We start from the raw sequence: 21,680 nt of genomic DNA on the forward strand, positions 1-21,680 counted from the left end.
CTGCAGGGGCGCTCGGCGACAGCCTCCGCCTGACCATGAACTCCGGAGCAGACGCCGTGAGATGCGCCTCATCGGCATTCACGGATTCGGGGATGGCCTCGCCCACTTCCTAGTCTGAATAATTGTGGAGAACGGAGCAGATGGTCAGCAGACGCTGGCCACTGATCTCCCCATCCCCGCCCCGGGCTCGCTGCGGACGGCGATGCTGGCAGTGCCGCCCCACGGGCGCCGATGGCCCGGTGCCGCACGTGCCGCCCTGACTGTTGCATTACCCGGGTTCATCGGTGTCGCGATGGGATTCGGTTCGGTTGCGGCAGTCGCCACCCTCGGCGCCTTTGCCGTCGTCTACGGCGAAGGCCGGCCCTACCGGAAACGGTGGCGAGTCATCATGATCGTCGGGCTCGCTCTCGTTGCGTTGGCAGGCGTCGGCGCCGCCATCGGATCGGAAGTCCATCGGGTCGTGAGCGCGGGTGGATCCGCGTGGTGCACGATGGCAGTGGCACTCGCGATGACGGTCGTCGTTGCGGTGTGCGCATTCGTCGTCGATGCGCTGCGTCTCGGCGCACCCGGAGCGTTCCTGTTGCTGTTCACCCTGGAAATCGCCTCCTTTCTGCCTGCCTCGGGTGTGTCCGTCGCGTCGGTCGCAACGTGGACTGCGATCGGCGCGGGCACGGCGCTCGTAGTCGGGATGTCCGGCGTGATGGTCCGGCCGCGCACTCCGGAACGTATCGCGGTCGCTGCGGCGGTTGCCGCAGTCGACGCCGTGATGGCGGAGAACTCGGCGATGCGTCGCCGCACCGCCGTGCATGATCTGCACGCCGCATGGCAATGCCTGCACGATGCGGGGCTCGCCGGGTCGGCGGGAAACACCGATCCGGAGAGCTTCCCGGACCATCCGCTGACGCAAACGTTGTATGCCGCCCACCTGCGCTGTACCGCAGTTCTCCACACGGGGCACCACGATGAAGCAACCCCTGCGGACCACCTCAGGCCGCAGATTCCGCTGCGCAGACCCTCGGTGCGTTACCGGCTCGCTCGTGCCGCGCACTTTCGAGCACGGTCGACGACCATCGTGCTGCGGCTGCTTGTCGCTTGTCCGGCGGCAGGGGCAATCGCCGTTGCGCTGGGCGTCGGCAGGTCGGATTGGGCGGTCATCACGGCTGCGATGATCCTGCACCAGGGACCGGACCGGATCCTCGGTACGTACCGGGCAGTTCACCGGTTCGTGGGCACGGTGCTCGGTCTCTCATTACTCGCCGGACTGGTGTGGTTCGATCTGCACGGTGCTGCGCTCGTGGCCGTTCTGGCCTTGGCGATGGCCGGGACGGAGAACTTCCTGGTGCGCAACTACGGACTGGCGATGGTGTTCATCACCCCGCTCGCGGTGATCCTCGGTGTACTCGGAGCGCCGGGCGATCTGGCGACGGTTGCGCAGGACCGATTCCTCGAAACGGTGGTCGGGGTGACTGTGGCCGTGGCTGTCATGTGGTGTGTGCTGCCGCGCGCGCATCGCAGGCACCTCACATTCGCGGATGCGCGGATCCGTGACCGCGTCTCGGAAATGACCGCCGCGACAGACGGCGAGGACCTTTCCGAGCTGCGCCGCGACCTCGAGTTCGACCTACACGCCTCCACGGTCGCAGCCATCACGGCCGCGCACACCGAACCTGTATGGGCCCGCGATCATTGGCCGGAGCACCGTCGTCTACACGAACTCGGCTACCGGATTCTGACGTCCTCCGGCGGTCCCTACCGCGGATGACGGCCGAGGGAGCCGATAAATGACTGGTGGGACGCAATCGTCGAGTGTTAAGGTCGTGCGTCCGAGTTCGACGTAGAGATCGGGAGGTGAGTTGATGATTGCGGTGAAGACCGCTGCGCTGTGCAGCGCCCGGATCATCCTTACTTCCTGGGCTCCGGTCTGATCGATTCCCATCGTCGACAGCGGCGCGAACCGTATCGGTTCGTAGCCTCGATGGTTTCGGTGCTCGAGCGGGGCCCCTCACCCAAGGGTCTCACCATGTATTCATCTCGACCTTCCCCGTCTCCGCTGTCCGCACTCGGCTGGGACGACTCGTTCGAAGCGCTATTCGCAGAATATGCGGCCGCTGGTCTGGTTCCGGCTCGCGTCGTGCGGGTCGACCGTGGCCGCTGTGACACATTCACCGAATCGGGTCCTGTCCGCGCTGCCAGCGTGGCGGTCGCCTCCCTCGACCCCGTCCTGTCCGTGTGCACGGGCGACTGGGCAGCGCTGCGCCCAGGTCCGGAACCGGAACTGGTGGCACTGCTGCCCCGGCGCAGCGCAATCACCAGGGCATCATCGGATCGCACGTCCCACCAGCAGGTTCTGGCGGCGAATGTCGATTCCGTCGTCATCGCGGTATCGCTCGCGGCACCGCTCAACGCGGGCCGGATCGAACGCCTCCTCGCGCTGGCCTGGGACAGCGGAGCAAAGCCCGTCATCGTACTCACGAAAGCCGATGTCGCCGACGATCAGGGAACAGCGCAGGACGTCATCACTGCCTTGGCTCCCGGCGTGGACATCGTCTCCACCAGTTCCACCACAGGTGCGGGCCTGGACGTCCTGTCGGAGATGCTGACCGGGACCACTGTCCTCCTCGGCCCATCAGGAGCAGGGAAATCCACACTCGCCAACGCGCTGCTCGGAAGTCAGCAGATGGACACCAGCGAAGTGCGGGCCGGCGACGGCAAGGGCCGGCACACCACCGTGCACCGCGAGTTGCTGCCGTTGCCGGGCGGCGGAGTGCTCATCGATACCCCGGGTCTGCGAGGTATCGGGCTGCAGGATGCCGCAGACGGGGTCGAGCGGGCGTTCTCCGAGATCGAGGCCTACGCACACGACTGCGCTTTCCGTGACTGCCAACATCGCAGTGAACCAGGCTGCGCGGTTCAGGAAGCCATAGTCGACGGCAGGTTGGATGTAGGCCGACTCGATCGATACCGCAAGCTGTTACGCGAAAGCGAGTGGGCCGCCTCTCGCGGCAACGACGCTCGTGCGTCGAGCAAGAGAAACAAAACCCAGAAGCAGATCACGCGCGACCTACGCGCGACCTATCGATTCCGCGACCGCCAGCGATAACCCCGACCGTGACGCTATCGCTGTGCCACTTACTATCTCGAACGGAGATGAACGCTTTGAGCACTCATACCGACTGGATTTCCCGCGCCGAGACCGACGCCGAGATCCCTGCAATCCGCGAGATCAACCTCGCAGCATTCGATACCGCAGAGGAGGCCGGCCTTGTCGACGCCCTACGCGCCGATCCGGCATGGATAGGCGGCCTGTCCATCTTCAGTGCGGGACCCGACGGCAAGCCTGTCGGGTACGCGCTGCTGACTCGCTGTCACGTCGACGACACTCCGGCCCTGTGCCTGGGGCCGTGCGCGGTCCTGCCCGAACATCAGAACACCGGGGCGGGTTCCGCTGCGATCCGTGCTGTTCTCGAGGCCGCGGAGCAGGCGGGTGAGAACTTCGTGATCGTTCTCGGGCATCCGAACTACTACCCGCGTTTCGGCTTCACCCGCGCTTCCGAGTACGGCATCCGGCTCAGTATCGATGTCCCGGACGAGGCGTTGATGGCACTGAGCCTCAGCTCCGAACCGCTGCCCAGCGGCACTGTTCGCTACGCAGCGCCCTTCGGTATCTGACCCGAGCCGAAACGCTCCGCTCCACTTGCCCGTTGCCCTGGGCTCGCCCGCAGTCATGCCGGGCGAGCCCAGGTGCACCGAAGCCCTTCTGCTTGTCGAATGTGTCTTCAGAGTGGGCCCGTCGGCTACCGGAGACTCATCGCTTCGTACGGCGACGGTGGAGAACCGTGCAAGCACCGGCAATGGCAGCCGTGAGGGCGCCGGTCGCGAGCAGCTGAGTGCGGGCGGCGCTGTCGAACAGCGCCAGCACCACGATGCCGGCGAGCAGGCCGAGTGTCGCGTACGACAGGTACGGAAATCCCCACATCTTCAGTGGCAGAGTATCTTCGGTTCCGTTTCGTCGGGCGCGACGTCGCAACACCATGTGCGACACCGCAACGAACGTCCACAGCACCAGAATGGTGGAACCGACCGCATTGAGCAGCAGTGGGAGAACCTTCTCCGGGTAGGCGTAGTTCAGTCCGACGGTGACGAATCCGAACGCGACCGACGCGAGCACCGCGTTGCGGGGCACCCCGTTCCTCGAGGTGCGGCCGAATGCGGGGTATGCCGAACCTCGGTGCAGGGCCGGCTCGCCGTCACGCTCGCCGTCGCGCTGCTGGCGGTGCTCGCGGTACCGGGCTTCGAGACGGTCGCTGACGCCGCCGCCGACCGCTGACTCCGAGCAGGTGTCGGAGCACCGACGATGGGCGGAGACGGTTCGAATAGGAGAATGGCGTCACCCCGGAGATTTCCTTGGGGTGAGGCCCTTCTCGCGTATCAGGCGGCGGGTTGGCGCCGGATGAAATCCGCCATGCCGGGCACGGTGAACGCGATCCGTCCGTGCTCGGGCGCCCAAACTAGGCCCTTCTTGATCGCGGTCTCGCGGACGTCGCTGACACCGCTGACAGTCGCTCCCATCAGTTCGGCCACTTTGCCCGACCTAGGTGCATCTTCGCCGGTGGCGGCGAGGGCCGTCAGGTAGCGGCGCTCCCTCTCCGTCGCCCGATTCCACCGGGAGGGGAAGAAACCTTCATCGAGGTGGCTTCGCCCGACCTCGACGGCAAGTTCTGCGTCTTCTGTTTGGAAAGGTGCCTCCGGTGCGAGGTTCCAGATGGCCTTGCCGTACTCCTGCAGGAAGTACGGGTAGCCGCCACTGGCGGTGACGAGCACTTCGAGCGCGTCGTCGGTGAAGTCACCTCCGTGGTGGCGGACCGGGATCCTCAGCGCGTCGGCGGCGGCGTCTTTGTCGAGCGGGCCGACTGTGCTGTAGAGGAACTGGCGTTCGGCGTAGGAGCGGTTGTCGGCCAGGATGGCAGGCAGGTTGGGAAGACCGGCGCCGATGAGGAAGAACGGCCATTCGCGTTGGCCAGCCCGGTGTTGGACGGTCAGGAGCGCCGAGAGAAGGTCGGTGTCGAGGTCCTGCATTTCGTCGATGAACAGGCCGAAGGCGCTGCCCCGCGGTTTGAGTGCGGTGGTGATCGCTTCGACGAGTTCCTCGATGTCGAGGTCGATGTCACCACTCGAAGCGGCGGGTTGAGAGGTGCCGACGTTGACGGTGGCCGGTCCGAGACCGAACTCGAGGGAGAATCCGCGGGCCAGCTCGATCAAGGGGTCGATGAGCTTCTGGATCTTGTGCTTGCGGCTGTACCGGCGCAGGCCGACAGTCAGTTCCTGGCCCAATTTTGCACGCACGGCGGCGGTGCCGGCAGCGTTGGGTCGTGCTTCGATACCGATGGTCAGCCATCCCTGCCGGTCGGCGTGTTCGGCGAGAGTGTTCAGCAAGGTCGTCTTACCGACTCCACGTAGGCCGGACAGGACCATGCCCCGGTCGTAGTTGCGTCGCTTGCTTCGAGCGACGAGCAGGTCGAATGCGTCGATCTGCTCGTCCCGGCCTTCCAGCGCGGGAGGACGCAACCCTGATCCGGGCTTGAAGGGGTTCAGTTCCAGATCCATATGGAGGAGTATAGGCAGCTATGGGGAATTTCCCATACCTAACCATACTGTCCCCGAAGTTCCCCGATCTGCGCCCTACGTCATCTCGGCGCGGGTGCGGTTCAGGCAACTGCAACTGTGCACGGAGCGAAGGTTCGGAGCCGTCTCGGTCGAATTTTCTGTGCAATCCGCACAGTTGTATCGATTCGTGCTGGTGGATCAGGTCAACGGCGGTACGCCGGTGCCTTCGCCGATCGTTCGGGCTCGAGCGTTCGCAGCAGCGGCATCGCGCGGTAATGCACCACTTCGGACAGCACCATCACGCTGGTCGACCGGGCGACGATCGACGACCTGTTCAATTCGATGAGAGTCTGCTGTAGCCCGATGTGTGAATCGGCGCCGATGCGACACAGGATGTCGCCCGCGCCTGTCGTGGCGAATGCCTCGAGCACTCCGGGAATCGCCTCCAGTACTTCGGTGACCGCTTCGAGTGCGCCCTGAACGATCTCCATCGTCACGAAGGCCTGAACTTCGAAGCCTGCTGCAGCCAGGTTGATTCGGGGTTCGTAGCCGGCGATGACGCCGGTGCCCTCCAGTCGTTTGAGGCGCGCGGAGACCGTCGCGCGCGCGACCGTCAGGCGGCGTGACAATTCGAGTGCACCGATCTTCGGATCGGCGTGCAGCGCGTCGAGTAGCGCAAAATCCAACTCGTCCAGTTGTACGGGCTCGCGCATGGCGGGTCCTTCCCATCGAGCCGCAAATTCTATGCCGATTGTATAGCTGGATGGCCACTCTCCTGTGGATTCGAGCCAACGCGACCAGTTGGGAAAGGGGACGTTGCGCGACCCCGTTCGATGGGTTTCTCCTGGTGATACACGACACATCGACCGGTGCCGCAGACGGCGGCAGGAGGTTCACGACATGACGCTCGAATACACCCTCACCGACAGCGAGAAGCTCGCCCACCTCGACGCCGACGAACTGCATCGACTCGTCGGGCTCGTCGAATACGACAGTGACAGTGACCCGTTCCCCGTGAGTGGCTGGGATGCGGTGGTGTGGGTGGTCGGTAATGCCACCCAGACCGCGCACTACTTCCAGTCCGTCTACGGAATGGAACTCGTCGCCTATTCCGGTCCGAACACCGGAAACCGTGACCATCACGCATACGTATTGCGCAGCGGTGCTGTGCGATTCGTGGTCAAGGGTGCGGTCGACCCGGACAGTGCGCTGATCGAGCATCATCGACGCCACGGCGACGGTGTCGTCGACATCGCACTGCAGGTGCCTGATGTCGACAAGTGCATCGAACATGCCCGCCTGCAGGGCGCGACGATCATCGAAGAGCCCCGAGACATCGCCGACGAGCACGGCACCGTGCGTACCGCGGCGATCGCGACGTACGGCGATACCCGCCACACCCTCGTCGACCGGTCGCGCTACAACGGGCCGTACCTGCCCGGGTACGTCGAGCGCACCTCCACTTTCCGCAAGCGTGACGGCGCCCCGAAGCGGCTGTTCCAGGCACTCGATCACGTGGTCGGCAATGTCGAGTTGGGTCGGATGGACGAGTGGGTCGGTTTCTACAACCGGGTCATGGGATTCACGAACATGGCCGAGTTCGTCGGGGACGACATCGCCACCGATTATTCGGCTCTCATGAGCAAGGTCGTGTGCAACGGCAACCACCGCGTCAAGTTCCCGCTCAACGAGCCGGCGATCGCCAAGAAGCGTTCGCAGATCGACGAGTATCTCGACTTCTATCAGGGTCCGGGTGCGCAGCATCTCGCGCTCGCCACAAACGACATCCTCGCCACAGTGGATTGGTTGCGGGCCGAAGGTGTCGAATTCCTCGCGACCCCCGACGCGTACTACCAGGACCCCGAGCTGCGCGCCCGGATCGGTGAGGTGCGGGTCCCGATCGAGGAACTCGAGAAGCGCGGGATCCTCGTCGATCGGGACGAGGACGGATATCTGCTCCAGATCTTCACGAAGCCGATCGGCGACCGCCCGACAGTGTTCTTCGAACTCATCGAACGCCACGGGTCGCTGGGATTCGGCAAGGGGAACTTCAAGGCGCTGTTCGAGGCGATCGAGCGGGAGCAGGCTGCGCGAGGCAATTTCTGATCGCGCGATGAGTTCCTCACCTCGGGCTGGTCTGCACTGGCAGAAACTCCGAGTGAAGGGACCGGCCGATGCCGAAGTCTGCACATCCGTATGTTGCCGGGGAGCGGCGAGACCTCCTCGAGGTACTCGACCGACTCGACGAGCAGCAGTGGGCCACCGCGTCGCTGTGTGAAGGGTGGCGGATTCGAGAAGTGCTCGCGCACACCACCACAGCGTTCAGGTACAGCATTCCGAAGCTTGTTCTCGCAATGGTGAAGGCGCGAGGTGACATCAACCGCGCGTCCGACGCGTGTGCCCGTGCCGACACTCGTGCATTGTCGGACGCAGAGCTACTCGACAGTCTGCGGAGGAACATCGAGCATCCGTGGCATCCGCCGGGAGATGGGCCGGAGGCGACACTGTTCCACGAAGTGATTCATGGCCTCGACATGACCGTCGCGCTCGGCATCGACCGAACGGTGCCGAGCGAGCGCATCGAGATGATGATCGGATCGTTGAATCCCAAGGCCATCGAGTTCTTCGGCGCCGATCTGACCGGTGTCCGATTGGAGGCCGACGATCATGACTGGTCGTTCGGCACGGGCTCTACGGTCACCGGATCGGCTCAGCATCTCCTGCTGGTCCTGGCGGGCCGGACTCTTCCGCCGGGTCTGTTGTCAGGGGAGCAGAGCGGACGGTTCACCGCGGGGGTGTGAACCTGTCAGGCGAGTTGCGTGAGGCGGGTGCGCAGCGCCTGCTCGGTCTGTCGTACGGCCGTGCCCACGATCGGCTCGATGAGTTTGCCGAGGGCGCGGCCGGCGAGGCCTCCGGGAAGTTCGTAGCCGAAGATGACGTCCAGGCGGGCTTGCCTGCCGTCGAGTTCGGTGAACTTCCACGATGATGACGTCCGGAAACCCGAGACCGACGACAACACGATCACCTTGCTGTGTTCCCATTCGACGATCTCGACGCGGGAATCGAGGTTCTTCGGGCCGACTCGCATGGTGGCGTCGAACCTCGCGCCGAGGCCCTGGATCTGTGCTCCGACCGGTTCGAATCGGACGACGCCGAACATCCACTCGGGGACGGTGCGATGGTCGTCGACGTAGTCGAACGCGACGTCGACAGGAACATTCGCGACGGCGCTGTGGCGGACCTCGATCATGGTGAGTAGATCCCTTCGACACTTGTTTCTGTTACGTAGGGTAGCTATTACTTTTCGGTGCGGGAAGAGGCGCGTCCGAAGTTCTCTCCCGAAATGCCGGAAAACCTGTTTCACTCTGCGGTAGATCGCGTGGTTCCCATCGCATAGGAGGCTTCGGTGAAGGTCAAAGCGGCAGTGATCAAGGGCGTGAACCAGAAATGGGAGATCGAGGAGATCGATCTCGGCGACCCGGTGGCGGGTGAGGTGCAGGTCAAGCTTGCGGCGTCCGGGTTGTGCCACTCCGATGAACATCTGCGTACCGGAGCGTCACCGCTCCCGTCGTTCCCCGCGCTCGGTGGTCACGAGGGTGCGGGCGTCGTCACCAAGGTCGGTCCGGGCGTCACTTCCGTGGCGGAGGGGGACCACGTCGTCCTCGCGTTCATCCCGGCGTGCGGACGGTGTCGCTCGTGCGCGAAGGGGTTGCAGAACATCTGTGACGAGGGCGCCGGACTCCTCACCGGAAAAGCGATCTCCGACAAGACCAACCGGGTGACGCTGGACGGCGAGCCGGTCATCCAGATGTGCCTGCTCGGTACTTTCGCCCCGTACGTCACGGTCAACGAGGCGTCGGTCATCAAGATCGAGAAGGATATCCCGCTCGAGAAGGCGGCGCTTCTCGGTTGTGGTGTCGCGACCGGTTGGGGATCGGCGACGGCGATCGGCGGGACCAAGGTCGGTGACGCAGTGGTCGTAATCGGCGTCGGTGGCGTCGGTATCAACTCTGTGCAGGGTGCGGCCCACGCCGGTGCGCGCTTCGTGATCGCGATCGATCCCGTCGAATTCAAGCGGGACAAGGCCAAGGAATTCGGTGCGACGCACACCTTCGCGTCGCTCGAGGAGGCCGCTCCGGTGATCGGTGAGATCACCTGGGGCGCAATGGCAGACGTCACCATCATCACCGTCGGTGAGATCCACGGCGACATGATCGCGCCTGCGCTCGCGGTGACCGCGAAGGGTGGTCAAGTCGTGGTCGTGGGTATGGGTGACGCGCGGGATACCGAGGTCACCATGAGTCTGTTCGAGCTCACGCTGCTGCAGAAGCGGGTGCAGGGCGCGATCTTCGGCGGTGTCGGGCCGCGTTCGCAGATCCCGAAGCTGCTCGAGTTGTACCGCAACAATCAACTCGAACTCGATGGTCTCGTCACCAAGACCTACAAGCTCGAAGACATCAACGAGGGCTACGCCGACATGCTCGCAGGCAAGAACCTGCGCGGGGTCATCGTCTACGGCGACGACGACTACTGAGTCTGTACGGGGTGGCCGTCCTTTACCGTGATGTCCATGGACACGCGTGAGGATCAGGTCTCCGGCGACACCGGGTCGTGGCGACACTACGGCCCGGTGTCGCTACCGAAACCTCTGGCTGCCGCACTCGAAGCGTTTGCCGAGCGAGGCTACGACGGCACCTCCATCCGGGAGATCGCCGCGCGCGCGGAACTCTCCGTCCCCGGTCTCTATCACCACTACCCGTCGAAGCAGGCGCTCCTGGTGTCGCTGACGACGGCCGTGATGAACGAGTTGCTCGACCGCAGTCGGCGTGCCCTCGCGGAGGCCGGACCGACCCCGTCCGAGCGGTTCGACGCGGTGGTCGAGTCGCTGCTGCGGTTCCACATGTTCCGCCGCGACCAGGCATTCGTCGCTTCCACCGAGATGCGCAGCATGGAGGCCGGGAGTCGCGAGGCATACGTCGCGTTGCGCGACGAGCAGCAGCGCATGATCGACGAGATCATCGAGGCAGGGGTCGAGTCGGGCGAGTTCACGACGCCGTTTCCCAGGGATGCGGGACGCGCGGTGGCGACGATGTGCATCGGGGTGGCCGATTGGTATCGCCCGGACGGCGCGCTCACCCCGGATGAGCTCGTCCAGCGGAATCTCGCAATTGCCCGCAGTGCTGTAGGGGCGAGCTGAGCGTCGTCTCGTCTTGACCGGACGGCGCGTGTATGTCACCGTATCCAAAACCGAGCGATCGATCGGTCGGTGTGGAGAGGGAGTGATCATGGCAGTCGATCTGTCGTATTCGGATCAGGTAACCGGCCTGGTCGCGAAGACCGAAGCATTCATCCGCGACCACGTGTTGCCCATCGAGGACGCCAACGGTGGTGACATCACCGCTGCGGGCGGCGATGCCGTCCGTTCGGACCTGCAGAAGGCCGCCAAGGATGCGGGGGTCTTTGCACCCCACGCCCCCATCGAGTACGGCGGGCACGGTCTCGGCATGTCCGACCGCGCACCCGTCTTCGAAGCCGCGGGCTACTCGCTGTTCGGACCCACCGCGCTGAACATCGCCGCGCCCGACGAGGGCAACGTGCACATGCTTGCGCACATCGCGAGCGACGAACAAAAGCAGCAGTTCCTCGCCCCGCTCGCGGCGGGCGATGTCCGATCCGCGTTCGCGATGACCGAACCCGCCCCCGGCGCAGGCGCCGACCCCAACGCGCTCAACACCCGCGCCGAGAAGGTCTCGGGTGGATGGAAGATCAACGGCCGCAAGCACTTCATCACCGGTGCTGATGGTGCCGGCTTCTTCATCATCATGGCGCGCACGTCCGGTGAGCCCGGCCAACGCGGCGGCGCCACCATGTTCCTGGCCCCGGCGGACACCTCGGGTCTGACGGTCGGCAGGCACATCGGCACCCTCGACAAGTCCATGCTCGGCGGCCACTGCGAGGTGACGTTCGAGGATCTGTTCGTCCCCGACTCCGCCGTGCTCGGTGAAGTCGACCAGGGCTTCGCCTACGCACAGGTCCGGCTGGGCCCGGCGCGCATGACCCACGTGATGCGCTGGCTCGGCGCTGCCCGCCGCGGTCACGACGTCGCTGTCGGATACGTCTCCGAGCGCGAAGGCTTCGGCTCGAAGCTCGGTGACCTCGGCATGATCCAGAAGATGGTTGCCGACAACGAGATCGACATCGCCGCCACCCGTGCTTTGCTCACGCAGGCATGCTGGGAGCTCGACCAGGGCTCGCACGCCGCCAACGCCACCTCCATCGCCAAGACCTTCGCGGCCGAGGCGATCTTCCGGATCGTCGATCGCTCGGTGCAGATGTGCGGCGGTCTCGGCGTATCGGAAGATCTTCCGCTCGCCCGTCTCTCGCGTGAAGTCCGACCCTTCCGGGTGTACGACGGACCCTCCGAGGTGCACCGCTGGGCAATCGCCAAGCGCACCGTCGGCGCCGCTCGCAAGGCTGCTGCTGCAAAGGCGACCACGTCATGACCACGGTGCACCACGAAGGACTCGATCTTCCCGCGCTCCAACGATTCCTGTCGGAATCCGGTGTCGCTGTCGACGGTGAACTGCGTGCGGAACTCATCGCAGGCGGCAAATCCAACCTCACCTACGGCATCTTCGACGACACATCGAAGTGGGTACTCCGCCGTCCTCCCACCGCCGGCCTGACCCCGTCCGCACACGACGTGGCCCGTGAATTCCGCATCACGTCCGCGCTGCAGGACAGCGGAGTGCCGGTAGCGCGGACGATCGCGTTGTGCGAGGACGATGCAGTGATGGGCGCACCGTTCACCGTCGTCGAGCATGTCGACGGACGTGTCATCCGCAGCAAGGACGACCTCGACACCATGACCGACGACGAGATCGCCCGTTGTACCGACGAACTCGTCCGCGTCATCGCAGCTTTGCACAATGTCGACTTCAGTGCCGTCGGGCTGGGTGAACTCGGCCGCCCCGACGGGTACGTCACACGGCAGGTGAAGCTGTGGGCGAGCCAGTGGGGCAGGGTCAAGACCCGTGAACTTCCGGACATCGAACGTCTGCATGCGTCACTCGCCGATTCGATACCCGAGTCGCCCGCGCCGTCGATCGTGCACGGCGACTACCGCATCGACAACACCATCCTCGACCGGAACGACGTCGGAAAGATTGCGGCAGTGGTGGACTGGGAACTGTCGACGCTCGGCGACCCGCTCACCGACCTCGCGCTGATGTGCGTGTATCGGCATCCGGCACTCGACGATGTGCTCGGATTCCCTGCCGCGTGGACGAGTCCGCGCCTGCCCGCCGATGACGATCTGGTCCAGCGATACGCGGTGGCGTCGGGTCGTGACATCGCGCACTGGGACTTCTACATGGGGCTCGCGTACTTCAAGCTCGCCGTGATCGCCGAAGGCATCAACCACCGGTGGCGTGTCGGCGCGACCGTAGGAGACGGGTTCGACAAGGCAGGCGAAGCAGTTCCCGCCCTCGTCGCAGCCGGTCTCGACGCAATGAAGGGAGCAGCCTCGTGACGGCGAGTGCACTGGTGACCGGGGCGTCACGCGGTATCGGGTTCGGCGTCGCGGTGAGGCTCGCAGAGCAGGGCTACGCCCTCACGATCTCGGCGCGCGACGAGGAGCGGCTCGAGAAGGCCGCAGGCCGACTGCGCGAGGCGGGTGCGCCCGAAGTGCGCGCGGTCGCCGCCGATCTCGCCGATCCCGAAGTGGCGGCACGAGTGGTCGGTGCGCACGAGGAATCGTTCGGCACGATGCGGGCACTGATCCTCAACGCCGGTGTCGGCACCGCGGGCGCGATCGCAGAATTTCCGGCACGGCGCTTCGACAAGACACTCGCGGTGAACCTCGCCGCACCGTTCGCGCTACTCCAGGCATCGCTGCCGCTGCTGCGGGCCGCCGCGGCAGCAGACCCTGCCCGAGGCGCGAAAGTGGTGGCCTTGTCCTCCATCACCGGCGTGTATGCCGAGGCCGGTCTCGCGGCGTACGGAGCGACGAAGGCGGCGCTGATCTCCCTGGTGGAGACCCTCAATCTCGAAGAGTCCGGCAACGGTGTCGCCGCGTCGGCGATCGCACCGGCGTACGTCGACACCGACATGTCGGATTGGATCAAGGAGAAGATCCCCGCAGAGACGATGCTCGAGGTGAACGACGTCGTCGAACTGGTCGACGCGCTGCTCAAGTTGTCGTCGCGGGCGGTGCTGCCGAGGCTGGTGCTCAGCCGCGCGGGAGCGAGCATGTACGAGGCCTGACGGCCCCTGCGGTTGTGACCGAACGTCACCTTCATGCAGTTCAACGGCATGAAGGTGACGTTCGGTCGATGAGGGCGTCAGTCGTCCTGGGCCTTGTCTTCGCCGCGGCGGAACAGGAAATTGAAGCCGGGCATTCCGGTGATGGCCTGACGCACGTCCTTGGCGACCTCGAGCAGTTCGTGAAGTTCCGGTCCGACGGTCTCAAGGGTCGCGAGGACCGGCATCAGGCCGACCATTCGCTGGGAGAGTTCCGGGAACTGATCGAGCATCAGAATCGCCGCGCGCACTTCGTCGGGCGACAACTCGTCGAGGAATTGCGACGCCAGTGGTGCCGCCTGCTTCGCGAGCGGCGCGTAGGTATCGAGCAGTTCCCCCGCGACGTCGGTGCTGGCACCCGCCGACTCGATGACCTGCTTGGCGTGGGCAGCGGTAGCCGCGGCTTCCTCGACGACCTGTGTCGTCGACTCGATCACCGCGGCAGCGCGGGAGACGGCCGCGGCAGCGTCGGTGACGACGCCGTCCACTCGTGCCACGAGTGTTTCGGCGGTGTCGAGCAGGGCTTCGACCCGCCCGGGGACCGATACGGCGAACAGGACGGTGTCGGCGGTGCGGTCGACGAGAGCGCGAGCCATCCCGGCGGCCGGTCCGACGAGGGGCAATGCGGGCAGCGAGATCATCCGCTCATAGTGCAGGAACGAGCCACCTCACGTTTTCACCACCCTGTGCGTCTACCCCATGTAGACCCCGCACCGGATGGAAGGATCGAAGCCGTGACTGCATCACGTACCCACACCGTGATCGACTCGCCGATCGGCGAGCTGACCCTCGTGAACACCGACGGCGTGCTGTCGGGCCTCTACATGCCTGATCACCACCCTGCTCCGGATCGCAACAGCTTCGGACCGCAGAGCGCTGCCGGGTTCGAGGACGCCACCGGCCAGCTCCGCGAATACTTCGACGGCACACGCACGGCTTTCACGATCCCGCTGGCGCCTGCGGGTACCGAGTTCCAGCGCACAGTGTGGGCAGCGCTCCTGGCCATCGAATTCGGCACCACCTCGACCTACGGGGAAGTGGCGGCCGCGATCGGCCGGCCCACCGCGGTCCGCGCCGTCGCCGCGGCCAACGCACGGAATCCGCTGAGCATCGTTGTTCCGTGCCATCGCGTCATCGGCAGCAGCGGCAAGCTCACCGGGTACGCCGGGGGAGTGGAACGCAAACTGTTCCTCCTCGAGCAGGAGAAGCGGATAGCCCATGCCCCCACGCCGGCCTGAGGCACATCTGCCACCGTTCGAACGGGTCGTGGCCGAGCACGGTGCGACGGTGCTGCGAGTGTGTCGCGCTATGCTCAGCGCCGCCGACGCCGACGACGCATGGTCGGAGACGTTCCTCGCGGCACTGCGTGCGTACCCGGATCTGAAGCCGGGCGCCAACCTCGAGGCGTGGCTCGTGACCATCGCGCACCGCAAGGCCATCGATGTCCACCGCGTCCACGGGCGGACACCGATACCTACCGAGGTGCTACCCGAGCGGGCATCGACCACCGACCTTCCCGGCACCGGCGACGACGAACTGTGGGGCGAGGTTGCGGCCCTGCCGTTCACCCAGCGCGCCGCGCTGGTCTACCACTACATCGGCGGACTGCGGTACGCGGAAATCGGTGAACTGCTGGGCAACACCGCAGAAGCTGCACGTCGTGCCGCATCCGACGGCCGCGCAGCATTGCGTCGTCACTACAGCACTGAGACAGGGAGCGTGTCATGACCTTTCCGACGCCACCGGTCGCGAAGTCCGATCTTGCGTGGCTGCATCGACAACTCACGATCGATGCCGAAGTCGCCGGTCTCCTCGACGTTGCCTACCGGATCGTCGATTCGGCGGTCGGTCCGCTGCTGCTCGCTGCGACCGAGGCCGGACTCGTTCGGGTCGCGTATGTCGCCGACGGACAGGACGACGTGCTGGAAGACCTCGCGGCGCGGATCAGCCCTCGCATCCTCGAAGCGCCGGGACGACTCGACGTCGTGGCGACGCAGCTCGACGAGTACTTCGAGGGCAGACGCGCATCGTTCGATCTGCCGCTCGACCTCCGGCTCGCCACCGGGTTCCGGCGCGACGTGATCACGCACCTCCCCGACATCGCATACGGGCACACCGCCAGCTACGCCGAAGTGGCGGCGGCGGCAGGAAGCCCGAGGGCTGTGCGTGCAGTGGGTACGGCCTGCGCGAAAAACCCTCTGCCCGTGGTTGTTCCTTGTCATCGGGTGGTGCGCAGCGACGGCGGGATCGGGCAGTACGCCGGGGGCGTCGAGGCGAAACGGATCTTGCTGAGTCTCGAGACGGCGGCGTGACCACTCTGCGTCTGCCATTGGTGCCGCCGTTCGCCGTGTCGGCGATGCTCGACGCACTGCGGAGTCACACCGTCGCAGGACACGAACGGCACGACGCTCAGACCCGCACCCACAGCCGTGCGGTCCGGGGTCGTGGAGGGCCCGCGGTCGTGTCGGTGACGTTCGAGAACGATCCGGACGCCGCGTATGTCACCGCGTGGATCGACGCTACCGACGACCGCGATGTGCCCGAGCTCGAACAGTGCATCCGCACCTGGCTGGACCTCGACGCCGCATCGACCGCGATCGACGCGGCGTTGGGTGCAGATCCGTTGTTGGCACCGTTCATCGCAGCCCGGCCCGGCCTTCGCGTGCTCGGCAGCACCGACTGGTTCGCGACTGCCGTGCAGACAGTGGTCGGGCAACAAGTGAGCCTCGCGGCCGGCGCGACGTTCGCGACGAGGCTCGTTGCAGCATACGGCGAAAACGTTTCCGACGGGCTGCGGTGTTTCCCGACGGCGCAGCGTCTCGCAGGTATCGATCCCGACGAACTGAAGACGACGGTGCGTATCACGGGGGTGCGCTCACGCACGGTGCATGCGCTGGCGAACGCTGCTGCCAATGGACTCGACCCGGTTTCGGGTCCCGAATTTCGTGCCGATCTACTCGCGCTGCCGGGAATCGGACCGTGGACGGTCGACTACCTGTCGTTGAGGGCCCTCGGCGACCGCGACGCGTTTCCCTCCGGCGACCTCGTGCTGCGTCGAGCGTTGGGAGGTATCTCCGCCGGTGAGGCAACCGCGCGCGCCGAAACCTGGCGGCCGTGGCGCGCTTACGCCGTGTCTCACCTGTGGACGCACGCGGCCTATACGACGTCCCGTACATCCTCGTCCCCGGCGGCGGCCTCGTCGTCCGACTCGTCGGCGTAACAGGCACGGACCGACGTCGACATGGGAAACCGAACCTCGGTGTCGCCGAACATCAACCGAGTCGCCGCCTCGACCGAAGCTTCGATGTGCGCGACCGCGGCATCGGGGTTCCGGGTGTGTACCACCACCTCGTCGTGCTGGAAGAACACGAGTTCTCCGTCGCGACCGTCCGGAGCCGCCGCGAGCCGGCGACGAACCTCTGCCAGCACACACAGCGCCCACTCTGCCGCCGTGGCCTGGACGACGAAATTCCGGGTGAATCGTCCGCGTGCGCGCACATCCCCGTGCGAGTGAAATCCGGGTTCTACTGGGGGACAGGCACGCCCGAGCCATGACTGCACCACCTCTCCGCGTTCCCCGGCGCGGGCCGCGCGTTCGACGAACTCCACTGCATCGGGAAAGCTCTTGCGCAGCACTGTCAGCAGCGCACGGGAATCTCCGGAGGTTGCGCCGTACAGGACACCGAGCACCGCGACCTTCGCTTTCGCGCGGTCGCCGCCGAACGCGGTGGCCGCCACCGGGGCGTAGAGGTCATCGCTTCCTGCTGCTGCGACCATGCGGGGATCTGCCGACATGGCAGCGAGGATGCGGGGTTCGAGCTGCCCGGCGTCGGCGATGACAAAGGTATGCCCGGGGTCGGCGATCACGCTCGACCGCAATGCTTTGGGGATCTGCAGGGCGCCGCCGCCGCGGCTTGCCCACCGTCCGGAGACCACAGCTCCCGGCACGTAGACGGGGCGGAAGCGGTTGTCGTGTACCCAGGTGTCGAGCCAACTCCACCCGTTGGTGCTGTACAGCTTCGACAGGTCGCGGTGCCGCAGCAGCAACGGCACTGCGGGATGGTCGAGTTCACGCAGCACGTACTTGCGGGTCGACGCGATTTCGATGCCCTCGCGGCGGAACGCGTCGAGCACCTCGACGTGCGACGCCGGATTCACAGCCCGACCGAACACGAGCTGGATCTCCGCGACCACCTCGGCGATCCGCGAGGGAAGTTCATAGCCGAGTGGACGTCGACCGAGGGTGCGTTCGAGCAGTGCACGGTGCGCGTCGGCGGAGAAAGGCAGCCCGCTGACGCCCATTTCTGCGGCAGTGAGCGTGCCCGCGGATTCTGCTGCCACCAGCAGATCGAGGCGACGATCGACGACTGTGCGGCGTCGCTGCTCGACGAATCGCTCGATCACGGCGGCGATGTCGGTGGCGGGTGCCGCGTCGAACAGCCCCGGCCGTTCATCGGCCGGTTCCTCCATGGGTTCCGGTGGGATGCCGTCACGCGTATTCAGGATCGCAGCGGTGGTCGCGAGGTCGTGACATCGCTGCACCCGCACACCGGCGCGCAGCAGACCGGGGTACACGGTGGCAGTGGAAGTCCACACCCAGCGCGGGCTGCGGGTCGATTCGATTTCCGCGACGGTCGCGGCCAGATCGCGACAGTCTCGCGTGTCGCTCACCGGAGTGCCCGCGTCGTCGACCAGTGCGATGGTGCCGCCGCGTACACCCCCGCTCTCGGAGGGATGGGGAACGACGACGGCACGCACCGACCTAGTCTGCTCTATCGGTCGAAGACGTGGTATCGCCCGCCAGCAGTTCGGTGGAGCGGTGGAATCCGCGACGGTCGTACAGCCACGTCACGATCGCCCCGAGTGCCACGCCGACACCGAGCCCGACGAACGTCATCGCGACTCCGTGCGTCAGTCCTGCAGCGCCGTGGCCGTCGAAGTAGAGGATCGCGCGGGTCGCGATGTAGATCTGATGCATCGGCTCGAACGTCGACAGCCACTCGAACAGCTTGGGCATCGCTTCGATCGGGACCGTGCCGCCGGACGAGGGCAACCCGAGCACGATGAAGATGAACAGGTTCACGAGCAGGCCTGCGGATCCGAACACGGACATCACCGACACCGAGGTGATGCCGACCGCGCTGATCGCGAGCGCCCCGTACTCCCACATCAGCAGGGCGCGCGGCACCGGCATGCCGAGTGCCGTGCCGATCCACAGATACAGCGCGGACACGATCAGCGACAGGACGACGATGATCCCCCACTTGATGAACAACACGGTCAAGCGGGACATCCGGGTGGTCTCTCTGTTGATGTAGAGCGGCCCGTATTCGGTGGGGATGAACCCGAGAGCGGTGTCGACGAGGGTGTTGACGATCGTGGCGCCGGTGAACCCCGCGAGGATCAGCAGCAACGTGAAGTAGAACGCGGACAGGCCGGCGCCGGTGCCGTCGGGCAGCGGTTTGTGTTCGACGTTCAGGACGTTGATCGGATCTTGGAGCGTGAGGAGGCTTCCTCCCGACAACTGCAGGTCGGGTGCGGTTTCGACGAGGGTGTTCGTGACCTGCGTGGTGAGTTGCTCCCCGACCGTTTCGTTGACCTGGGTCATGGCGGTGTCGCCGATGATGCCGACGATGCCGGTCGAGAACGTCCCGGTCCGGGGATTCGAGTAGACCGTGATGACGGGCCTTTCGATGTCGCCGGGTACGACACTGCCCTGCGCGAGAATCGATGTGCGTTTGGTGAAGTCGCTGGGGATCACGATCGCGCCGTACAACGACCCGTTGTCGAGGCCGGAGTTGGCGGCGGAGATACCCATCTCCTGCATGGCGATCTCTTCCGGATTCAGGCCGTCCAGGATCGCCGCGGTGATCTCGGTCCCGAGGTTCCGCGGTTCTTCGTCGCCGGGCATCACGTCCCCGACGTCCTGGTTGACGATCGCCATGGGGAATTCGCGCAGGTTCTCCGACGGATTGACCATGCTCGCGAGGTAGAAGTAGCCGAGCGCGGACATCACTGCGGTGACGACGACGAGCGGTGCGAGCCAGAATCGGGGGCTCCGCAGCGTATTGCGGTGGGGATCGGTCACGGTGCCTGTTGAACTCACCCATTGATTGTGCACACGCGTGTGCGAATTTGTGTCCGATGAGTGGGACGAAGTGCTCGAGCGCACGACGACGGGACGGCTGGGTCGGGGCTCACGTCGGCCGGTAGGGTCGAGCCACGGAACTGCTGTCGACCTGGGGTACTCGATGACCGAAGTCCTGCTTGTCCTGCTGATCGTCGCTGTCGTCGTGGCCGTTGTCGTCGTGGTGATCCGCACTCGTAAGCCGTCTGCACCTGCCGCGCGGGTGGATCCGCTCGCCGACTATCCGGAAGTGTGGGATCCCTACGCGATCGGTGTCGGCGACATCATCACGTATGCGGGTATCGACCACGTGGTGCGCGGCACACTGACCCTCGACGAGGAGGGCTATCGCTGGCACGAGCACCTGCTCGACGGTTCGACCGGTCGCCGCTGGCTCACCGTCGAGAACGACGAGGGCGAACTCGAGATGACCTTGTGGATGCGACGTGAGGGCACCGGCCTCGAACCCGGAGGAGATGTCGTCCTCGACGACCGCGTCCACCGTCAACTCGAAGCGGGCACCGCCCGATTCACAGCGGAAGGAACGACCGGCACGGCACCGAGCGGCACCATGGACTACGCCGATTATGCAACCGCAGACAGCACCGGCCTGATCGCGTTCGAGCGGTGGTCCCGCGACGGGTCGTGGGAGGTGTCCACGGGACGTACGGTCACGCGCAGTGAACTGACCGTCATCCACGCGGGACCGGACAAATGAGTCACCACGTGCTGGAAATCGCTCCGCGTGACGTGTCGGCCGCGGCGCTGGGACTCGTCCTCGATGCGCCCGCGCCCACGCCGTTGGTGTCCGAGCAGCTGACCGATTCCGCCGCGGGCACACTCACCCTCGGCGTACTAGGGGCATCGCACGTGGTCACTGCGGAATCGGGCGAACACATGCTCACCGAACAGGTTTCATGCGATGCCGTAGACGCGGGGGGTCGTCTGCTGCCCGATCGCGAGGATCGCGGAAGCTACCGTTTCCGGAGCCGCGCAATCACGTTGCAGCGCGACGAATTGGCCCGACGAGCCGAGGAACTCCGCGACGCAGCGTCGTCGGGGCCAGGCTGGTTGTGTGCGGGATTCCCGGGGGACGGCGACGCGCTCACCGTACTCACAGGCACGGCCGAGTCGGGTGAATGGTATTGGCGCACCTGGCATCTCTACCCCCACGCCGACTCGGGTGTGATTGTCGAAACCGAAAGCCGGTGGCGGCCGTGAGGAGGGTGGCAGCCGGATTCACGCTCGTTGTCGCTGTGCTCGCGACCGCGGGGTGCGGCAGTCAGGTGCGCGATTACATCGCCGACACCTACGAGCACCGTGGCAGTTCCGGGGATATCGACACCTACAATTCGCCGGATCCGGTGGGGACCACGGTGTCCGATATCGTCGCGAACCTTGATCCCGCGGCGCGGAAGGCGGACGGTGGCAACGAGTATCTCCGGTACAACGACGACATCGTCACCGTCGGCCCTGCGGCCGGGGGAGGCAGCACCATCAGGGTCGAGGATCTCGACGGCCGCTACAGCAGCGGCGGATTCGTTTTCCTCGGGCCGGGTTTCACGCCCGGTTCACCGGCGGCAGGAAACACTTCCGGTGGATCGGGGAGCGCGAAATGACGAACGAACTCAGCAGATCGGAACCTTGA

General features: G+C 65.6%; 23 protein-coding genes and 1 pseudogene. 17 read left to right on the top strand and 7 right to left on the bottom strand.

The genetic code is table 11. From position 1 onward, the window contains the following. Positions 1–202: 202 nt before the first annotated feature. The 3 genes from HCA61_RS24975 (at position 203) to HCA61_RS24985 (ending at position 3,669) form a co-directional block, all read left to right on the top strand. Complete coding sequence (locus HCA61_RS24975) at positions 203–1,762, top strand: FUSC family protein (RefSeq protein ID WP_169690924.1); 1,560 nt, start codon at positions 203–205, stop codon at positions 1,760–1,762. A gap of 258 nt (positions 1,763–2,020) precedes the next feature. Next, positions 2,021–3,100, top strand: a complete 1,080-nt coding sequence (gene rsgA, locus HCA61_RS24980) for a ribosome small subunit-dependent GTPase A (RefSeq protein WP_169690885.1) — start codon at positions 2,021–2,023, stop codon at positions 3,098–3,100. A 47-nt stretch (positions 3,101–3,147) separates the two neighbouring features. Further along, complete coding sequence (locus HCA61_RS24985; protein WP_169690886.1) at positions 3,148–3,669, top strand: N-acetyltransferase; 522 nt, start codon at positions 3,148–3,150, stop codon at positions 3,667–3,669. 136 nt (positions 3,670–3,805) lie between these two features. Here HCA61_RS24985 and HCA61_RS24990 read toward each other — a convergent pair. From HCA61_RS24990 to HCA61_RS25000, 3 genes and pseudogenes are all read right to left on the bottom strand, one after another. After that, positions 3,806–4,228 (bottom strand): annotated as a pseudogene (locus tag HCA61_RS24990) (amino acid transporter); the annotation flags it as partial. Positions 4,229–4,428: 200 nt separating this feature from the next. After that, complete coding sequence (locus HCA61_RS24995; protein ID WP_169690887.1) at positions 4,429–5,604, bottom strand: ATP-binding protein; 1,176 nt, start codon at positions 5,602–5,604, stop codon at positions 4,429–4,431. Between the two features lie 203 nt (positions 5,605–5,807). Further along, the gene (locus HCA61_RS25000; RefSeq protein WP_169690888.1) at positions 5,808–6,317 is read right to left on the bottom strand and encodes an AsnC family transcriptional regulator; all 510 of its coding nucleotides are present in this window, start codon (positions 6,315–6,317) and stop codon (positions 5,808–5,810) included. Positions 6,318–6,504: 187 nt separating this feature from the next. Between HCA61_RS25000 and hppD the strand changes: the two genes are divergently transcribed. Then, positions 6,505–7,710 (top strand): 4-hydroxyphenylpyruvate dioxygenase, encoded by a 1,206-nt coding sequence (gene hppD / locus HCA61_RS25005; RefSeq protein WP_169690889.1) that lies wholly within the window; start codon positions 6,505–6,507, stop codon positions 7,708–7,710. Between the two features lie 68 nt (positions 7,711–7,778). Beyond that, entirely contained in the window at positions 7,779–8,405 is a 627-nt protein-coding gene (locus HCA61_RS25010) for a maleylpyruvate isomerase family mycothiol-dependent enzyme (protein ID WP_169690890.1), read from the top strand. A 5-nt stretch (positions 8,406–8,410) separates the two neighbouring features. Here HCA61_RS25010 and HCA61_RS25015 read toward each other — a convergent pair whose 3' ends face one another. Beyond that, the gene (locus HCA61_RS25015; protein WP_169690891.1) at positions 8,411–8,854 is read right to left on the bottom strand and encodes an SRPBCC family protein; all 444 of its coding nucleotides are present in this window, start codon (positions 8,852–8,854) and stop codon (positions 8,411–8,413) included. Between the two features lie 156 nt (positions 8,855–9,010). Between HCA61_RS25015 and HCA61_RS25020 the strand changes: the two genes are divergently transcribed. The 5 genes from HCA61_RS25020 to HCA61_RS25040 all read left to right on the top strand — a co-directional run bounded on the left by HCA61_RS25020 (position 9,011) and on the right by HCA61_RS25040 (position 13,869). After that, positions 9,011–10,138 carry an NDMA-dependent alcohol dehydrogenase gene (locus HCA61_RS25020; RefSeq protein ID WP_169690892.1) on the top strand — a complete coding sequence of 376 codons (1,128 nt, stop codon included), beginning with the start codon at positions 9,011–9,013 and terminating at the stop codon, positions 10,136–10,138. 36 nt (positions 10,139–10,174) lie between these two features. Then, complete coding sequence (locus HCA61_RS25025) at positions 10,175–10,801, top strand: TetR/AcrR family transcriptional regulator (protein WP_169690893.1); 627 nt, start codon at positions 10,175–10,177, stop codon at positions 10,799–10,801. A gap of 88 nt (positions 10,802–10,889) precedes the next feature. Continuing rightward, a complete protein-coding gene (locus HCA61_RS25030) occupies positions 10,890–12,107 on the top strand; it encodes an acyl-CoA dehydrogenase family protein (protein ID WP_169690894.1) in 1,218 nt (405 codons plus the stop codon). Beyond that, complete coding sequence (locus HCA61_RS25035; RefSeq protein ID WP_169690895.1) at positions 12,104–13,135, top strand: phosphotransferase family protein; 1,032 nt, start codon at positions 12,104–12,106, stop codon at positions 13,133–13,135. Before HCA61_RS25030 ends, HCA61_RS25035 begins: the two co-directional genes overlap by 4 nt. Next, positions 13,132–13,869, top strand: a complete 738-nt coding sequence (locus tag HCA61_RS25040; protein ID WP_169690896.1) for an SDR family oxidoreductase — start codon at positions 13,132–13,134, stop codon at positions 13,867–13,869. The genes HCA61_RS25035 and HCA61_RS25040 overlap by 4 nt, the downstream gene beginning before the upstream one ends. Positions 13,870–13,946: 77 nt before the next feature. Here HCA61_RS25040 and HCA61_RS25045 read toward each other — a convergent pair whose 3' ends face one another. Then, positions 13,947–14,546, bottom strand: coding sequence for a ribulose 1,5-bisphosphate carboxylase large subunit (locus tag HCA61_RS25045; RefSeq protein WP_169690897.1), 600 nt, complete (start codon positions 14,544–14,546; stop codon positions 13,947–13,949). A 93-nt stretch (positions 14,547–14,639) separates the two neighbouring features. Between HCA61_RS25045 and HCA61_RS25050 the strand changes: the two genes are divergently transcribed. Genes HCA61_RS25050 through HCA61_RS25065 form a run of 4 tightly spaced genes read left to right on the top strand, consistent with a single transcriptional unit; the run spans position 14,640 to position 17,125 of the window. Continuing rightward, on the top strand, positions 14,640–15,143 hold the full coding sequence (locus tag HCA61_RS25050) for a methylated-DNA--[protein]-cysteine S-methyltransferase (RefSeq protein ID WP_346777647.1): 504 nt from the start codon (positions 14,640–14,642) through the stop codon (positions 15,141–15,143). Continuing rightward, positions 15,124–15,633: an RNA polymerase sigma factor gene (locus HCA61_RS25055; RefSeq protein WP_169690898.1), complete on the top strand. Its 510-nt coding sequence runs from the start codon at positions 15,124–15,126 to the stop codon at positions 15,631–15,633. Before HCA61_RS25050 ends, HCA61_RS25055 begins: the two co-directional genes overlap by 20 nt. Next, on the top strand, positions 15,630–16,217 hold the full coding sequence (locus HCA61_RS25060; protein WP_169690899.1) for a methylated-DNA--[protein]-cysteine S-methyltransferase: 588 nt from the start codon (positions 15,630–15,632) through the stop codon (positions 16,215–16,217). Before HCA61_RS25055 ends, HCA61_RS25060 begins: the two co-directional genes overlap by 4 nt. A gap of 5 nt (positions 16,218–16,222) precedes the next feature. After that, on the top strand, positions 16,223–17,125 hold the full coding sequence (locus HCA61_RS25065) for a DNA-3-methyladenine glycosylase 2 family protein (protein ID WP_169690926.1): 903 nt from the start codon (positions 16,223–16,225) through the stop codon (positions 17,123–17,125). Here HCA61_RS25065 and HCA61_RS25070 read toward each other — a convergent pair. Both HCA61_RS25070 and HCA61_RS25075 read right to left on the bottom strand, forming a co-directional pair. Continuing rightward, a complete protein-coding gene (locus HCA61_RS25070; protein ID WP_206040580.1) occupies positions 17,062–18,600 on the bottom strand; it encodes a bifunctional 3'-5' exonuclease/DNA polymerase in 1,539 nt (512 codons plus the stop codon). The two genes, HCA61_RS25065 and HCA61_RS25070, sit on opposite strands and share 64 nt — an antisense overlap. 67 nt (positions 18,601–18,667) lie before the next feature. Next, positions 18,668–20,011: a DUF3533 domain-containing protein gene (locus HCA61_RS25075; RefSeq protein ID WP_169690900.1), complete on the bottom strand. Its 1,344-nt coding sequence runs from the start codon at positions 20,009–20,011 to the stop codon at positions 18,668–18,670. A gap of 145 nt (positions 20,012–20,156) precedes the next feature. On the opposite strand from HCA61_RS25075, the gene HCA61_RS25080 reads away from it, so the two are divergent. Genes HCA61_RS25080 through HCA61_RS25090 form a run of 3 tightly spaced genes read left to right on the top strand, consistent with a single transcriptional unit; the run spans position 20,157 to position 21,651 of the window. After that, positions 20,157–20,750, top strand: coding sequence for a DUF4178 domain-containing protein (locus HCA61_RS25080; protein WP_169690901.1), 594 nt, complete (start codon positions 20,157–20,159; stop codon positions 20,748–20,750). After that, complete coding sequence (locus HCA61_RS25085) at positions 20,747–21,253, top strand: DUF2617 family protein (protein ID WP_169690902.1); 507 nt, start codon at positions 20,747–20,749, stop codon at positions 21,251–21,253. Before HCA61_RS25080 ends, HCA61_RS25085 begins: the two co-directional genes overlap by 4 nt. Further along, positions 21,241–21,651, top strand: coding sequence for a DUF4247 domain-containing protein (locus HCA61_RS25090; protein ID WP_169690903.1), 411 nt, complete (start codon positions 21,241–21,243; stop codon positions 21,649–21,651). The genes HCA61_RS25085 and HCA61_RS25090 overlap by 13 nt, the downstream gene beginning before the upstream one ends. Positions 21,652–21,680: the final 29 nt, after the last annotated feature.

It is taken from the genome of Rhodococcus sp. HNM0563, assembly GCF_012726195.1.
GTDB lineage: Bacteria > Actinomycetota > Actinomycetes > Mycobacteriales > Mycobacteriaceae > Rhodococcus.

Coding starts and splice junctions, on each gene's coding strand:
- HCA61_RS24975 (WP_169690924.1), top strand. CDS start 203: ATGCTGGCAGTGCCGCCCCACGGGCGCCGATGGCCCGGTGCCGCACGT.
- rsgA (WP_169690885.1), top strand. CDS start 2,021: ATGTATTCATCTCGACCTTCCCCGTCTCCGCTGTCCGCACTCGGCTGG.
- HCA61_RS24985 (WP_169690886.1), top strand. CDS start 3,148: ATGAACGCTTTGAGCACTCATACCGACTGGATTTCCCGCGCCGAGACC.
- HCA61_RS24995 (WP_169690887.1), bottom strand. CDS start 5,604: ATGGATCTGGAACTGAACCCCTTCAAGCCCGGATCAGGGTTGCGTCCT.
- HCA61_RS25000 (WP_169690888.1), bottom strand. CDS start 6,317: ATGCGCGAGCCCGTACAACTGGACGAGTTGGATTTTGCGCTACTCGAC.
- hppD (WP_169690889.1), top strand. CDS start 6,505: ATGACGCTCGAATACACCCTCACCGACAGCGAGAAGCTCGCCCACCTC.
- HCA61_RS25010 (WP_169690890.1), top strand. CDS start 7,779: ATGCCGAAGTCTGCACATCCGTATGTTGCCGGGGAGCGGCGAGACCTC.
- HCA61_RS25015 (WP_169690891.1), bottom strand. CDS start 8,854: ATGATCGAGGTCCGCCACAGCGCCGTCGCGAATGTTCCTGTCGACGTC.
- HCA61_RS25025 (WP_169690893.1), top strand. CDS start 10,175: ATGGACACGCGTGAGGATCAGGTCTCCGGCGACACCGGGTCGTGGCGA.
- HCA61_RS25030 (WP_169690894.1), top strand. CDS start 10,890: ATGGCAGTCGATCTGTCGTATTCGGATCAGGTAACCGGCCTGGTCGCG.
- HCA61_RS25035 (WP_169690895.1), top strand. CDS start 12,104: ATGACCACGGTGCACCACGAAGGACTCGATCTTCCCGCGCTCCAACGA.
- HCA61_RS25045 (WP_169690897.1), bottom strand. CDS start 14,546: ATGATCTCGCTGCCCGCATTGCCCCTCGTCGGACCGGCCGCCGGGATG.
- HCA61_RS25055 (WP_169690898.1), top strand. CDS start 15,124: ATGCCCCCACGCCGGCCTGAGGCACATCTGCCACCGTTCGAACGGGTC.
- HCA61_RS25060 (WP_169690899.1), top strand. CDS start 15,630: ATGACCTTTCCGACGCCACCGGTCGCGAAGTCCGATCTTGCGTGGCTG.
- HCA61_RS25080 (WP_169690901.1), top strand. CDS start 20,157: ATGACCGAAGTCCTGCTTGTCCTGCTGATCGTCGCTGTCGTCGTGGCC.
- HCA61_RS25085 (WP_169690902.1), top strand. CDS start 20,747: ATGAGTCACCACGTGCTGGAAATCGCTCCGCGTGACGTGTCGGCCGCG.